The organism is Pseudomonas sp. NPDC079367 (genome assembly GCF_044542195.1).
Lineage (GTDB): Bacteria > Pseudomonadota > Gammaproteobacteria > Pseudomonadales > Pseudomonadaceae > Aquipseudomonas.
Genome location: NZ_JBITTW010000001.1, coordinates 528498 through 542507, shown reverse-complemented (window position 1 = coordinate 542507; position 14010 = coordinate 528498). Strand labels below are relative to the sequence as shown.

Annotated in this window: 17 protein-coding genes; 7 read left to right on the top strand and 10 right to left on the bottom strand. The window is 57.3% G+C overall.

Features of this window, described 5'->3' with window-relative positions; all coding sequences use genetic code 11:
- Window position 1: 1 nt before the first annotated feature.
- Window positions 2-853, bottom strand: a complete 852-nt coding sequence (locus tag ACIGDJ_RS02250) for an STAS domain-containing protein (protein ID WP_101159394.1) — start codon at window positions 851-853, stop codon at window positions 2-4.
- A gap of 258 nt (window positions 854-1111) precedes the next feature.
- Between ACIGDJ_RS02250 and ACIGDJ_RS02245 the strand changes: the two genes are divergently transcribed.
- Window positions 1112-1375: a hypothetical protein gene (locus ACIGDJ_RS02245; RefSeq protein WP_397478232.1), complete on the top strand. Its 264-nt coding sequence runs from the start codon at window positions 1112-1114 to the stop codon at window positions 1373-1375.
- Window positions 1376-1431: 56 nt separating this feature from the next.
- Here ACIGDJ_RS02245 and ACIGDJ_RS02240 read toward each other — a convergent pair whose 3' ends face one another.
- The gene (locus tag ACIGDJ_RS02240) at window positions 1432-1953 is read right to left on the bottom strand and encodes a DUF4142 domain-containing protein (RefSeq protein WP_039758662.1); all 522 of its coding nucleotides are present in this window, start codon (window positions 1951-1953) and stop codon (window positions 1432-1434) included.
- Window positions 1954-2157: 204 nt separating this feature from the next.
- Here ACIGDJ_RS02240 and ACIGDJ_RS02235 point away from each other — a divergent pair, with 204 nt between their 5' ends.
- Together ACIGDJ_RS02235 and ACIGDJ_RS02230 are read left to right on the top strand one after the other, a co-directional pair.
- Entirely contained in the window at window positions 2158-2412 is a 255-nt protein-coding gene (locus tag ACIGDJ_RS02235; protein WP_041478686.1) for a DUF465 domain-containing protein, read from the top strand.
- Between the two features lie 98 nt (window positions 2413-2510).
- Window positions 2511-2675, top strand: a complete 165-nt coding sequence (locus tag ACIGDJ_RS02230; protein WP_178081204.1) for a hypothetical protein — start codon at window positions 2511-2513, stop codon at window positions 2673-2675.
- A gap of 63 nt (window positions 2676-2738) precedes the next feature.
- On the opposite strand, the gene ACIGDJ_RS02225 is transcribed toward ACIGDJ_RS02230, so the two are convergent.
- From ACIGDJ_RS02225 to ACIGDJ_RS02215, 3 genes are all read right to left on the bottom strand, one after another.
- Window positions 2739-3815, bottom strand: a complete 1077-nt coding sequence (locus ACIGDJ_RS02225) for an SMP-30/gluconolactonase/LRE family protein (protein WP_397478231.1) — start codon at window positions 3813-3815, stop codon at window positions 2739-2741.
- Window positions 3812-4957, bottom strand: coding sequence for an SRPBCC family protein (locus ACIGDJ_RS02220; RefSeq protein ID WP_397478368.1), 1146 nt, complete (start codon window positions 4955-4957; stop codon window positions 3812-3814). The genes ACIGDJ_RS02225 and ACIGDJ_RS02220 overlap by 4 nt, the downstream gene beginning before the upstream one ends.
- A 112-nt stretch (window positions 4958-5069) precedes the next feature.
- Window positions 5070-5933, bottom strand: a complete 864-nt coding sequence (locus ACIGDJ_RS02215) for a LysR family transcriptional regulator (protein ID WP_024012724.1) — start codon at window positions 5931-5933, stop codon at window positions 5070-5072.
- Window positions 5934-6457: 524 nt separating this feature from the next.
- Here ACIGDJ_RS02215 and ACIGDJ_RS02210 point away from each other — a divergent pair.
- The 3 genes from ACIGDJ_RS02210 (at window position 6458) to ACIGDJ_RS02200 (ending at window position 8637) form a co-directional block, all read left to right on the top strand.
- Complete coding sequence (locus tag ACIGDJ_RS02210; protein WP_101159397.1) at window positions 6458-6985, top strand: PAAR domain-containing protein; 528 nt, start codon at window positions 6458-6460, stop codon at window positions 6983-6985.
- A 12-nt stretch (window positions 6986-6997) separates the two neighbouring features.
- Window positions 6998-8035: a hypothetical protein gene (locus ACIGDJ_RS02205; RefSeq protein WP_312998950.1), complete on the top strand. Its 1038-nt coding sequence runs from the start codon at window positions 6998-7000 to the stop codon at window positions 8033-8035.
- A gap of 95 nt (window positions 8036-8130) precedes the next feature.
- Entirely contained in the window at window positions 8131-8637 is a 507-nt protein-coding gene (locus ACIGDJ_RS02200; RefSeq protein WP_397478230.1) for a hypothetical protein, read from the top strand.
- 78 nt (window positions 8638-8715) lie between these two features.
- Here ACIGDJ_RS02200 and ACIGDJ_RS02195 read toward each other — a convergent pair whose 3' ends face one another.
- The gene (locus ACIGDJ_RS02195; RefSeq protein ID WP_016774477.1) at window positions 8716-9033 is read right to left on the bottom strand and encodes an SCP2 sterol-binding domain-containing protein; all 318 of its coding nucleotides are present in this window, start codon (window positions 9031-9033) and stop codon (window positions 8716-8718) included.
- Between the two features lie 63 nt (window positions 9034-9096).
- Window positions 9097-9807, bottom strand: a complete 711-nt coding sequence (locus tag ACIGDJ_RS02190; RefSeq protein ID WP_397478229.1) for a histidine phosphatase family protein — start codon at window positions 9805-9807, stop codon at window positions 9097-9099.
- Window positions 9808-10011: 204 nt separating this feature from the next.
- Between ACIGDJ_RS02190 and sohB the strand changes: the two genes are divergently transcribed.
- On the top strand, window positions 10012-11043 hold the full coding sequence (gene sohB / locus ACIGDJ_RS02185; protein WP_312998957.1) for a protease SohB: 1032 nt from the start codon (window positions 10012-10014) through the stop codon (window positions 11041-11043).
- Between the two features lie 67 nt (window positions 11044-11110).
- Here the strand turns inward: sohB and ACIGDJ_RS02180 are convergent, their stop codons facing one another.
- From ACIGDJ_RS02180 to ACIGDJ_RS02170, 3 genes are all read right to left on the bottom strand, one after another.
- A complete protein-coding gene (locus ACIGDJ_RS02180) occupies window positions 11111-11605 on the bottom strand; it encodes a DUF934 domain-containing protein (RefSeq protein ID WP_397478228.1) in 495 nt (164 codons plus the stop codon).
- On the bottom strand, window positions 11589-13247 hold the full coding sequence (locus ACIGDJ_RS02175; RefSeq protein WP_397504509.1) for a nitrite/sulfite reductase: 1659 nt from the start codon (window positions 13245-13247) through the stop codon (window positions 11589-11591). Before ACIGDJ_RS02175 ends, ACIGDJ_RS02180 begins: the two co-directional genes overlap by 17 nt.
- A 477-nt stretch (window positions 13248-13724) precedes the next feature.
- Window positions 13725-13943, bottom strand: a complete 219-nt coding sequence (locus ACIGDJ_RS02170) for a DUF2970 domain-containing protein (protein WP_101159404.1) — start codon at window positions 13941-13943, stop codon at window positions 13725-13727.
- Window positions 13944-14010: the final 67 nt, after the last annotated feature.

Here is a 14010-nt window from a genome sequence, read left to right as displayed (position 1 = left end):
CTCAGACCGCTTTGCCGAGGCTGATGCCCAGGCGAGTCAGAGCCAGCTTCAACGCGTCGGCCAGGTTGGCTTTGGTCACGACACCTTGCAGATCAAGACCCAGGTGGACGATGGTTTGTGCAATCTGCGGACGCACGCCGCTGATGATGCAGTCGGCGCCCATCAGGCGAATCGCGGTGACGGTTTTCAACAAGTGCTGGGCGACCAGGGTGTCGACAGTCGGCACGCCGGTGATGTCGATGATGGCGATTTCCGAACCGGTGTCGACGATGCGCTGCAGCAGCGACTCCATCACCACTTGTGTGCGCTGCGAGTCGAGGGTGCCGATCATCGGCAGGGCGAGGACGCCGTCCCACAACTTGACCACCGGGGTCGACAGTTCCAGCAGTTCTTCCTGCTGACGCTTGATCACCGCTTCGCGGGATTTCTGGAAGGTGCCGATGGTGTGCATGCCGACGGTGTCGAGCAGCTCGGACACTTCCAGCAATTGCTCGGCAAGCAGCGCAGGCTGATCTTGATAGTGGTTTTGCAGCAGGGCGAACAACGGCCCCTTCAGCGCGAAGATGAAGTTGGCGGTTTGCTGGGAATCCTGGCCGAGCAGGGCGCGGCTCTGCGACAGCTTCTCAAGGAACTGACGGGTGTCTTCCCAGCCTGCGGCGGCGACTTTGCTGCCGTTGCCATTTTCCAGGCCGGCCAGCAGCAGGCTGAGCAAATCGCGGGTTTGCTGAGTGACGTCATGTTCTTTGAGGTTGCGCGTCGCGCCGCTGGCTTCGAGGCGTTTGGTCCATTCGCTCAACAGCTGAGTCTGGTTGTTCTTGATTGCTTCAACTGTGCTGTTCTGCAGTGCTGCCATGTGCGTGTCGCTCCGTTTCATAAGGGGCCGGCCTGGCGAAATGGCCGGCGCGAATTGACTGACATTTGCCGCTGGAAATAGTTGTTCATCCTGCGGTGAATTTTCTGCCTGCCGCGTCGATCGCCCCGATAACTCTAGTCGGCGAGGCAACAGGCAACGATCTTTTGAACGAATCTACGGCGTCAGGCTTCGAATCTGCATGCCCGACGTTTTCCAGTCGTGCTGGAAGAGTGAGGCAGGACTATGAATGAGGTGGATATGAACGAGCAAGTGCCGCAACAGCAAAATCAGTCCTCAGCGTCGATTAACCGCAACGATCCAGCGATCGACCCGCAAATACCGGGGCAAACTCAGCCTGCGCCGGCGGAAAAAGGACAGGCGGACAGCGCCGCTGCCGAGGTCGATCAGAAGCAGCATCACAGTGACAACAGCAACGACTTCAGCCCTGGTTTCAAGCCTGATCCGGATCGCCCTGCACCGGGCGAAAGCACCGATGCCGATATCGATACCGATGGCGGTTGATCGCTGAAACGCAAAAAGGCCGCATCAATAGATGCGGCCTTTTTATTGCCCGAAGGTTACTTGCTCGGGTGTTTGGCCTGCAGCTCTTTGGCATGGGCCAAGTGTTTTTCCAGCGCTGGCAGCATTTTCTGCGCGAACGCTTTCAGCTCCGTAGCGCCTTTGGTCTTGTCATCGGTCACGGTGTTCGCCTGTTTCTTGAACAGCTCGATTGTTTCCTGGTGAGCCATGACCTGGTTGTTGGCGTAGGCCGCATCGAAGGATTCATCGCGCATGTCGAGAATCTTTTCCTTGGCCTGCTTGACCAGGGTAGTGGTGTCCGGGACTTCGATGTCGTTGGCTTTGGCAATCGCCGCCAGCTCATCGTTGGCTTTGCTGTGATCAGTGATCATCTGGTTGGCAAAGGCCTTGATGTCAGCAGACTGGCTTTTTTCGAGGGCCAAGCGACTGGTTTCGATCTCGGCGATGCCACCGGCGGCGGCGTTATCGACAAAATCGTTGTCGGTCGCGGCAAAGGCGCTGCCCATGCCGGCAGACAGTGCAACAGCCAGAGCGAGATGACGCAGGTTGAATCCGTCCATTGGGTGTCTCCACGCAGGTTTTTGTGAGCGTTATCCAATGGAGCGAGCGCCTGTGCCAAAGGTTTTATCGCATTTACGACAGGGCGACGAACGGCAACCGCTGGTCTGACAGGGAGTCGACAGATGCCATTGTGCAAGGCCATGCTGACCATGAGTCAGCGCATCGGTCGCGCTGGTTATCGATCAAATTGATGGAGGTGTTTCATGCCGGTTTCACATGATCTGTATCAGGACCTGGGCTGCAAGAAGGAAGAGATCGAGCAAAAACGCTCCGAGGATCCGAAGCTGGATTCGTTGCTCAACAAGTATTTCGATGTTGATAAAGCGGTTGTCGAGGCCGAGAACGCCCAGTCAGATGCCCCTACCGACGACGAGCTGAAAAAGCTCAAAGAGAAGCGCGTGATCGTCAAGGAACAGATCGTCGCCCAACTGGCCGGGCAGCCGCTGACGGGACAGTAATCAACCGACCCGTGGTCGCCCTTTGAGGGGAACGGCGGGGCCAATGGCACCTCCAATGTGCAGAGTCCGCAAACCATCGACTCGTTGCGAGGTGCCACATGAACGATCCCAAATTCCCCAGTGAAGAGCAGGGCGGCTTCGACCCGATTCCGACCCGTCCTGAACCGAACAGCCCGGCGCATACCACTGCGCATCCGGAAAAAACCGTAAAAGAACGGCCAGAGGATGAAGATCCGGAGAAATTTGACCGGTCCAGCAACTGACAGATCGCTATCGTTGGCTTGCCAGCGATAGCGTCGGTTCAGACGGTGAAAATTTTTACCGTTTTACTTCAGGGCCGAATCCAACCCCATGCGCCCCATATGCGTAGCCTTCAACGAGCCGAAATACAGCCACTGTCCGTATTCGCGAACGGTGGTAATCGGCGAATAATTGCCATCGCTCGCATCCTGCAGATTGGCAATCACCTTGGCGTCCAGATCGAGCCCGAGGACAAAGCCACGCTTCTCTACAGGCTTGGGCAAAACCGTCAACGCCCGCACGATCATCTTGCGCAAAAACGGATGTTCAGCCGTGCCGTCGAGCAAGGCATTGCGTGGCGCATACAGCGCTACCCAAAAGCGATTGCTGCCATTGAACGAGAGGTTGTCCGGCAGCCCGGGCAGGTTGTCGATGAACACATCATGTGTGCCAGCCTTCGGCCCGCTCAGCCAGTAGCGGCTGATGCGATACGCGCCGGTCTCGTTGACCAACACATAGGTTTCGTCCGGGCCAAGCGTTACGCCATTGGCAAATTGCAGCTTGTCGAGCAGCACGCTGGTCTTGCCGGTTTGAAAGTCGTAACGCAGCAAGCGTCCGTCGGCGCCATGTTCGATGATTGCCTCGCCGTCCTGCCCATAGCCCCAGCGGGTCGAGGCATCGCTGAAGTAAGCGAAATGGCCCGACTTGTCGACCGCCACATCATCCGTGAAGCCAAATGGAACACCGTTGGCCTCGGTCGTCAGGGGAATCACGCGTCCCTGCGCATCCAGTGACAGCAAACCTTTGACCGCATCGGCAATCACCAGCATGCCATTCGGATGACGTGCCAGACCCAAGGGGCGGCCACCGGTGTCGGCCAGAACCTTGCGCTGCGTGCCGTCGAGACTGCTGCGAATCAGCCTGCCGTCATGCAAACCGGTGATGAGGAATTCGTCTTCCAGCAGCAACGCTTCCGGCCCTTCGATGTCGCTCGGCCCGATCTTGACCACGCCTTTGAGGCGCTGGTTGTCCGCGTAAACTCCGTCCTTCAACGAGGGCGCCGGTGGCGGTGTCCAGGCCACCGGTTCGACTTTGGTCGGCAGCAATAACAGCCATGCGATGGCGAAGACGACCAACAGGATCAGTCCAAAACGTAATTTCACGCGCGGGCCCTCGCTGAACCGATGTGCGCAACAGCCTTGTCGCGCAGGGCGAGCATCGACGCGGTAGATTCGCGTTCGATGCGCCGCTTGAGCAACAGGTGATTGGCCAGACGCATGAGCAAGCCGTCAAAGCGATATTCCAACGTGCGTGCGAAGCGCGTGCCGCCAGCCTGCGCCGAGCATTCATAAGTCAGCTGTAGCGACAGGTCCTGATCACTTTGCGCACGTGCGCACCAGCGCCGGCCCGGCAGGTATTCAGTGACTTCCCAGCGCAAGTGACCGGCACGTCCGCCGGCATGGATGTCCTCTTCGAAACGCGCACCGGCATGCAGTGGACCTTGCGGGCCGTCAATTTTCAATGAGGAGGGGTGCCAGTCCGGCCAGTGACTGACGCTGGCGGCATAGGCCAGCACGGCAACCGGTTCACCGGCGATAGCGATTTCGTGCTGCATGCGCGTCATGGGCATTTTCGGATAACTCAAAGGGGCGGGTTCCGGCTCGTGATACAGCGTGCCGAACAGATAGTCCATCAGGGGCAGAACGATGTTGAAATTGCGCGTCTGCATGCGCTCGCGGCGGTGATGCAGTTCATGCAGGCGGCGCATCTGGCGAATCCACGGTAACCGCGCCAGCGGATTTTGCGGCGGCAGATGTTCGCAGGCATGGAACGCTTCATAGAGCAGATAGCCAAGCACCATGCTTGCGCCGAACAGCCCGGCGACATTGGCGTTGAGCTGCGCGAGCAGCCACCACAGGGGCAGGGCGATGACCAGCGTATGAATGACGATGAGCCAGGCTGGAAACAGAATCACCCGCCAGTCCCGCGCGCTGTCGTAGGCCATATGGCCGGGCGTGAAAAAGCTGTGATGGTCGCCGGCATGTCGGGCGTAGAACATCTTCGCGAAGGGCTTTTTGTGGTGGCCGAGGTGGCGGTGAACCATGTACACGCCGAAGTTGAACAGCAGCAGGGTCAGCGGCACGGTCAGCCACTGCAGCCAACTCACCGAATGCACTGAGCGCCAGAACAAAGCGATCGCAAGCATGCCGAACGCCAGCACAAAGAAGCCGTGCAGCCATGGGTTGTACAAAGGATGAATGGCCGCGCGGTAGCGGCTGCGGAATGCCTCGGTGGTCTGCCTCAACGCTTTCACCTGCGGGGATCGTTGTCATACCCGGCAGATTAGCCGATCCGCTGACTCGTGCAGGGTCAACCTTGAGGTCACAAGCGCCATGCTCTGGACTGGAGCTGTCGGGTCAGCTCAACGGATTCCAACGTTGCGACCAGTCGTCATCGGTGCGGATTACTTCTCGCAACAGATCGAAGGCCTGTTGCAAAACTGCCGAGTCGCGATCACGCGAATACACCAAGTAAGTCGGGTAGCCGAATTCCGGCGCTTTGGTGACGGCTTCCAGTGCGCCGGTTTCCAGATACGTACGCACGACTCGGGTGCGGAAATAGCCGCTACCGCCATGTTCGAGGATGTATTGCAGGGCCAACGGTCCAAGGTTGAAACTCAGCGCGGCTTTGGCTTTTTCCGGCAGGGCGGCGTCGTGCTGGCGGCGAAAGTCAGGACCCCAATCGATGTAGACATACGGTTCGGGGCGCTCGGGTGCGCGGACCAGAATCAGCTTTTCTTCCAGCACCTGCTCGACCTGCAGCCCAGGCCAGTATTCCGGTTGATAGACCAGTGCTGCATCGAGCACACCGAGTTCGAGCTGACGTAGCAGATTTTCGCCGTCGCGAATCTCCATGCGCAGAGCATGCCCGGGGATTTTCTCGCGCAGTTCCGCCGCCCAACTGAGCATCAATGGGTTGCACAGGCTGACCTCGCCACCGATGTGCAAAACGTTGTGATAACCCTCGGGCAGCGGCAAGTCGCGGCGTGCAGCCTCCCAGGTCTGCACCAGTTGATTGGCGTAGATCACGAATGCTTCGCCATTGGCCGTCAACTTCGCCCCGGCGCGATTGCGCACGAACAGTGTGCTGCCCAACTGGCTCTCGAGCTTCTGCACCCGCGCGGTAATCGCGGTTTGCGTGACGAACAGCTTCTGCGCGGCGGCGGCAAGGCTGCCGTGACGGACGATTTCGAGGAAGGTGCGAGCGAGGTCGATGTCCATAGGGCGGGGCCGGTATCTGGAGGTGGGCGCATTGTAAGTCAAAAGTTCCTCTCCCCAACTTGAAAGCAACAACGAATTGAACCGCTGAAAATTGCGTTTCAGTCCTACGGCAACAGGAGCGTTTTGATCAGATGACCATTGAGGTGTTCGGGCGACAAGCCAAGGCCGAGTCATGGCTGAAGCAACGCGCGAATGACTGCTACGGTTATGTGCCGATCGATCTGAGCGGACATGCGTATGGTTGAGGAGTATCTGAACCAGATCAAATACGGGGCTTATCAAAAAACCCCTTTCCCTGGGACAGCGGCATGGGGCCGAACGGGGCGGTGGCCGCTGCTTGATCGTATTCGTGAGCATCTGCGAATCCGAGGCGACAACTTCCAGATTCCGGGAGCGATGAAGGGCCGATGAGTCGCTGCCAGCTACATCCGCGGCGGCTCGCACGCTACATCTGGATTGTGGCTTTCAACCAATATAAAGATCCGGTACATTTCGCGCCCACGCTTACAACAAGGAAGTTAACGATGGCAAAGCCTGCCGCTCGACTCAGCGATCTTAATGCATGCCCGATCACAGGCCATGGCACCAATCCCAGCAACAGCGGTTCCGGTGATGTAAACATCAATGGAATGCCGGTTTTGCGTGTCGGAGACACCACGGCTTGCGGAGACACTGTCACCGAAGGCATCAGCAATATTTTGATCAATGGCAAGCCTATTGCTTTCTTGGGCAGTGCGACGGCCCATGGAGGCATGGTAATCACGGGCTCTGGCGACGTTTTTGTCGGCACCCAGGTCGGTTCCGCACCTTTCGCCCCGATTATCACTGTTCCTAAACACAGCGAGCGCTTCCAACTGGTTGATGAGACCACCGGCGAAGCGATTCCCGACATGCTCTATTGCATCGAAACGGGTGACGGTCAGCGTCTCGTAGGCCATACCGATAGTCACGGTAACGCCGCGCGGGTGTTTACCGCCAACGCGACTTCGATAGTTGTGCAGTGGGGTAAGGAAGCCGCCGCCCATCTCGACGCGCTCGGCCTAGACTACTAAGGGAGGTGGCAGGTGGCAGCCCCCAAAACGAATCAAGCTCAAACGAGCGATCAACATACAACGACTCAAGTGAAAGGTACGCTGGCACAGGATTACGTAACGGTTGTGGGTGCGTCTTACATGTCTCTTTATGAAGAGATTCGTGGGCAGAAGGGCAACAAGATGCGCTTTATCAATCAGGGTATCCGCCAACTCACAAAGTATCCAACCGGCACTCCAAACTTCACGATTCAGCGTGTATTTCTGATTTTCAAAAACGACTATCCCGCGAACTTGCTGGCGGCTTTGAAGGACGTTGTCGAAAATCAGCACGGAGCACAGTACCGGGAGATGGACTCCATCTCCGGTCTTGTGGATTTCATCGCAGCTCGGCAACGCCGCGGGCGCGAGATCAAACAGCTCGATTTTTTTTCCCACGGAGTGGTGGGCAGCATCGAGTTGGGCTACGAGCTGGATAAAAACGATAGCTATCGTCTGCGTGATGCCCAAGCGAATATGTTCAAGCCCGAAGCGTTTGCCTATGGTGCGAAAATTCACTCCTACGCTTGTCGCACAGGTTTGGGTATCGATGCCGACTTCAAGGTCAATGAAACAGAAGATCCTCATTACGAGCGCAGCCTGGCGCAGATTCTTGCTAATGCGACCCGGACCACCGTATGGGCATTCCCAAGGCGCAGCAACTACGACACAACTTACGGTACTGCGGCGGAACGGGGATCTGTCCCGGGCATTCGTGAAAGAGACGCAACTGATGGGCAAGCGATGCGGAACTATTTGAGTCGAAAAACCGCTTATGAACGAAAGCTGATCGAACATCGCAAGACCCTCAAAGACCCAACGGCGCAACTACCTGATGAACAGGCGCCGCAGGCGCCAACGCCAACAGTCTCTGAGGAAGAGCGCAATTTGTTGGCGCACGATGACAGCCGAGCATTGTATGAACGGAAGATTGGATTTCCGCTGGATGCCTTAGGCGCACATCGTGACGTTCGATCAGGTGATACACCGGACGGCGTACCCAAACACCTGCTTGCCTATAAGCCGCTATGACGATCCCGAAGTTTATAGGTAGACGTCACGTCTTATGTGTCCTGTTGATTGCGGTCAGCTTTGCAGGACTATTTATTTACGCCAAGGAAGTCCAGATGCCAGCGAAAGTAATGATGTATTACGGCCCGTGGAGTCCGGAAGAAAACCGTTTCGATGCCACCCGGTGGTTCAGTTCAGGTATGTATCGCCCGCGTCTCATGGGTACTCCGCCTGAACAGAGCCCAGTGACCATGCTGCGCAATAAGCCTGAAGATTTGCGACATATTGAGAATGATGTTCTCTTGACCGAAGCGTTGTTCGCTATAGGGCGACAGTTTCCAAAGTTGGACACCGAACACCTCATTCTGAATACGCCGGACCTGCATCGCCAGATACGGTATGCCTATAGTTCATTTGCCGAGCCCGACAGGCCGGTGGATACCTATTGGCTTTTCATCAGGTTTGAAAACAGGATCGTGGTCGTTACGATCGATTGGGACGTGACAGAAAAGAAACTCTTGGCCCGCTCGATGGCTTCGAATCTGATGGAAAACAGTGATGAAGAGGCGGCATACCTTCAGGTAAGAAAAGAGCTTGATGGGGCCGCTTCAGCCAAGCGTTAACTCACGTTGCCATGACTTCAATGGTTGAAACGACAAATCCCGCCAATAAGCGGGATTTGGGTGTTACCAAGCTGCTTCTTACGAAGGGAACAGCTCGGACAATTTCATCGACAGCATCATATCGCCTTCAACGCGCAGCTTGCCGCCCATGAAGGCCTGCATGCCGTCGGTTTCGCCGCTGACGATGTCTTTCAGAGTCTGGCTGTCCAGCACCAGCGTGCAGTTGGCGTCAGGGTTTTCACCTTCCTGGATGTCGCAGGTGCCGTCTTTGACGATCAGTGCGTATTGCTTGTCTTCGTCGGTGATGTTGAAACCGAAGACCAGGTCCAGACCGGCAGCGGCGGCTGGGTTGAACTTGGCTTGCATTGCTTTTACGGCATCAGCTACGGAGGTCATGGTTCGATCCTTTCTTGGTCATGGGAGCTGGGTGGTTACAGCCAGGGTCACAGTAAGCCGGACTCAGCGAAAAGTGATGAGTTCCGGGGCCTTCAGCAGTTGCAAATGTGCGTGACTGTTGAAGGAAGCCAGAGCCACCTCGCGACCGCGAAACTTCAGTTGGTTTAGCGAGGTGTTGACGATTTGCCAGTTCAATTCAAAGGCCTGTCTGGCAGGCATTTGCGTAATCAGATGAAGCAGGGCTGTGATAGTGCCGCCGGACGTGAACACGGCGATTTTCTGGTTTTTTTCTGCCAGGTCGAGAATGCGATGCAAACCGGCATGAACCCGTTCGACGAAACCCAGCCAGCTTTCCAGCCCCGGGGTGTCATGAGTGCCGGCGAGCCAGCGCTCGACGATCAGGGCAAAGATGCGTTGGAACTCACCGCGGTTTTGCGCGGCGTTGCGCAGGATGTCGAGGGCTTCCGGCTCTTGCGGCAGCATGGCCGGGAGCAGGGCGCGGATCACCGCGTCGGCGTCAAATTCATTAAAAGCGGAGTCGGTTTCGAGGGCTGGAACAGGCAGGCCTCGGTCGCTGAATTGCGCCAGCGCGCTGGTGGCGGTGTGCTGTTGACGGCGCAGGTCACCGGCAATGCAACGATCAAAACTGATGCCAAGGTCGGCGAGGTGCTGGCCGAGGATTTCTGCCTGACGCACGCCGGTCGGTGACAGGACGTCATAATCGTCTGCACCAAAGGAGGCCTGGCCATGTCGTATCAAGTAGATGCTGCCCACGTCCGCGTCGTCCCGGTACGTTGAAGGTCAGGCGAGGTTATGAGGATGGCGGAGAGCTGTCAATGAAAAAACATACGCTTGTTTGAAATGCCCGTTACAGGCGTGTTGCGAGAGGTTTCACGGCTGGTCGACGAGCCGGCGCATGGGTATGCTGGAGCCATTCCGCGTGTGTCTCACCTTCACGCACTGCTTTGAGGAGTCTCTGTGGATTTTTTCACCGAATACGCCAGCTTTCTGGCCAAGACCGTCACCTTGGTGATCGCCATTCTGGTGGTGCTCACCAGTTTCGCCGCATTGCGCAGCAAGGGGCGGCGCAAGTCGGCGGGCCAGTTGCAGGTCAGCAAACTCAACGATTTCTATAAAGGCCTGCGTGAACGTCTGGAGCAAACTTTGCTCGACAAGGATCAGCTCAAGGCATTACGCAAGGGCGAAGCGAAAACCGAGAAAAGCGCGAAGAAGCAAAAGAACAAACCTGGGACCAGATCCCGGGTGTTCGTACTCGACTTCGATGGCGACATCAAAGCTTCCGCCACCGAAAGCCTGCGCCATGAGATCACCGCGCTGTTGACCCTGGCCACACCGAAAGATGAAGTGGTTCTGCGTCTGGAAAGTGGCGGCGGCATGGTGCACAGCTACGGTCTGGCGTCTTCGCAACTGGCCCGAATCCGCGACGCCGGCGTGCCACTGACCGTGTGCATCGACAAGGTCGCAGCCAGCGGCGGCTACATGATGGCGTGTATCGGCGACAAGATCATCAGCGCTCCGTTCGCGATTCTGGGTTCGATCGGGGTAGTCGCCCAGTTGCCTAACGTCAATCGCCTGCTCAAAAAGCACGATATCGACTTCGAAGTGCTGACCGCCGGGGAGTACAAGCGCACCCTGACCGTGTTTGGCGAAAACACCGAAAAGGGTCGCGAGAAGTTTCAGGAAGACCTCGACATCACGCATCAATTGTTCAAAAACTTTGTAGCGCGTTATCGCCCGCAACTGGCGATCGACGAAGTGGCCACCGGTGAAATCTGGCTCGGTATCGCTGCGCTGGAAAACCAACTGGTGGATGAACTGAAGACCAGCGATGAATACCTGGCGCAGAAAGCCAAACAGGCCGAGGTCTACCATCTGCACTACGCCGAACGCAAAAGCCTGCAGGAACGCATCGGCATGGCCGCAAGCGGTTCGGTGGATCGTGTGCTGTTGAGCTGGTGGAGCCGCCTGACCCAACAACGCTTCTGGTAAAACCGCAGGCAAAAAAAACGCCGGTCAATGACCGGCGTTTTGGTGTTCGCAGCAAATGTGCGCAGGCTTACCGCCGACGGAACAGCGGCAGCGGTTCGTCAGCAGCGGCCTGATAAGTCACCGAAAAGTCCTTGAGGCCTTCCAGTGCTTCGTAGGGATCTTTGTCGGGACGTACAGCGAACGCATCGAAACCGCAGCGACGCATGTAGAACAGCTGATCACGCAGAACATCGCCAATCGCCCGCAGCTCACCGTTGAAGCCATAACGATCGCGCAGCAGGCGGGCGTTGGAGTAGTTGCGGCCGTCTGTGAACGCCGGGAAGTTCAGCGCGATAACCTGGAAGCAATCGACGTCTTCACCAATCTCCTCGGCTTCTTCGTCAGCGTCCAGCCACACGCCCAGACCGCCGTCGCGGGCCTTGAGCGCGTGACCATGATCACGCCACAGCGACAGCGGCACGATCAGGTCGTCGCAATTGGAAATGCCATCAAACGTCGCGTCCTTGGGCAGCAAGTGCCAGGTCTCGTCGACGACTTCGTTGTTCTTAATGATTCGCTGCATAGACGCGTTCCTTGAAGAGGTCGATGCCAATACGCTGATAGGTGTCGATGAAGCGCTCGTCTTCGGTGCGCTGTTCAACGTACACATCGATCAGTTTAGAGATCACGTCAGGCATGGCGTCCTGTGCGAAGGACGGGCCGAGGATCTTGCCCAGGCTCGCATCACGGCTGGCGCTGCCACCGAGGGAGACCTGATAGAACTCTTCGCCTTTCTTGTCCACACCGAGAATGCCGATATGACCGACGTGGTGGTGACCGCAGGCGTTCATGCAACCGGAGATGTTCAGATCCAGCTCGCCGATATCGAACAGGTAGTCCAGATCGTCGAAACGACGCTGGATCGATTCGGCAATCGGAATCGACTTGGCATTGGCCAGCGAGCAGAAGTCACCGCCCGGGCAGCAGATGATGTCGGTGAGCAGGCCGATGTTTGGTGTGGCGAAACCTTGCTCGCGCAACTCGCCCCACAGGGTGAACAACTGGCTCTGCTCGACGTCGGCGAGAATGATGTTCTGCTCGTGGGAGGTGCGCAATTGACCGAAGCTGTAACGGTCGGCCAGATCGGCGACGGCGTCGAGCTGCTTGTCGGTAATATCGCCCGGCGCCACGCCAGTCGGCTTCAGCGACAGGGTCACGGCGACATAGCCCGGCTTCTTGTGCGCCAGGGTGTTGCGGCTGCGCCAGCGGGCGAAACCTGGATGCTCTTTGTCCAGATCGGCCAGCTGTGCGGTCTGGTTGTCCAGTGCCTTGTAGTCCGGATCGACGAAGTGCTTGGCGACACGCTGCAGTTCAGCTTCGGTCAGCGTGGTCTGGCCACCGCGCAGGTGTTCCATTTCCGCATCGACTTTCTGCGCGAACACTTCAGGGGTGAGCGCCTTGACGAGGATCTTGATCCGCGCCTTGTATTTGTTGTCACGACGGCCGTAGCGGTTGTAGACCCGCAGGATGGCGTCGAGATAGCTCAACAGGTCCTGCCACGGCAGGAACTCGTTGATGAAGGCGCCAACAACCGGCGTACGACCAAGGCCACCGCCAACCAGCACACGGAAGCCTAGTTCGCCAGCGGCGTTATAAACAGGTTCCAGACCGATATCGTGAACTTCAATGGCCGCGCGGTCGCTGGTCGAACCGTTGACGGCGATCTTGAATTTGCGCGGCAGGTAAGCGAATTCAGGGTGGAACGTGGTCCACTGGCGAACGATTTCGCACCAGGGGCGCGGGTCGATCACTTCATCTGCGGCGACACCGGCGAACTGGTCGGTGGTGACGTTGCGCAGGCAGTTGCCGCTGGTCTGGATGGCGTGCATCTGCACGGTGGCCAGTTCAGCCAGAATGTCCGGGATGTCTTCCACCGCCGGCCAGTTGAATTGCACGTTCTGCCGCGTACTGATGTGGGCGTAGCCCTTGTCGTAGTCGCGGGCAATTTTGGCCATCATGCGCACCTGGCGCGACGTCAGCTGGCCGTAAGGCACCGCCACGCGCAACATCGGCGCGAAGCGCTGAATATACAGGCCATTTTGCAGGCGCAGCGGGCGGAATTCTTCTTCGCTCAGCTCACCTGCCAGATAGCGTCGGGTCTGATCACGGAACTGCTTGACGCGGTCCTCGATGATCCGCTGATCGTACTCGTCGTATACGTACATATAAGTCCTGTTCTCAGGCTTGGGCTACTCGGAAAACGCTGCGTTTTCGCTTGCTGGAGTCCGATGTTGCCTCTGCAATTCTGCGCGCACGGCCGCGCACTCCTGAAGGAGCCGGGGCAATATACCCGTTTGCAGTTATGCGCAAAAGTGATGTTTGAGTATATGTAAAGAACCAAATCGCCTAACTGCGGTGGCTTGCAGCTAATCCACATTTGTCGTGCGGACAATCATCGTCTTTACTCTGATCGAGTGTTTGTGCAATCACCGATAAAACCGACAAGAGGCGATGCAATGAGCAACCCGACCAAAGCCAGGAAAAGCGACAGCAGCGTTGATGCATGGGCGATTTTGTTTCTGATCATTCTCGTTGTAGGGACAGCGGTCTTCTGGGTCAGCCATCAGTAAGCAAACTTCCGGGCCCGTCTCCCGGCCCGGATTACTGTCTGCACGCCCGTGCCTGGCTATTGTCTGGCGGCTTCATACGCCGGCGAGATGGAGCACCAGTTTGACGATGGCAAATAGCGTCACGCCAAACACTGCCGTGAACAAAACCCCCAGAATGACGAAGTGGCTGGGCTTGCCGTGGGTAAAATCCCTTTCCCGATTCTTTCCGCTCTGCACACCGAACGCCGCTGCCATGACGCTGTGCAGCATCTGCCATAAGGTCGGCGGTTTGTTATCGTTTGGATCGTCCATAAATCCCTCCGCTTGAAGTCGTGCCTCACAAGCATAGTCAAACAACGCTCGGCTGCCGCACGCCTTT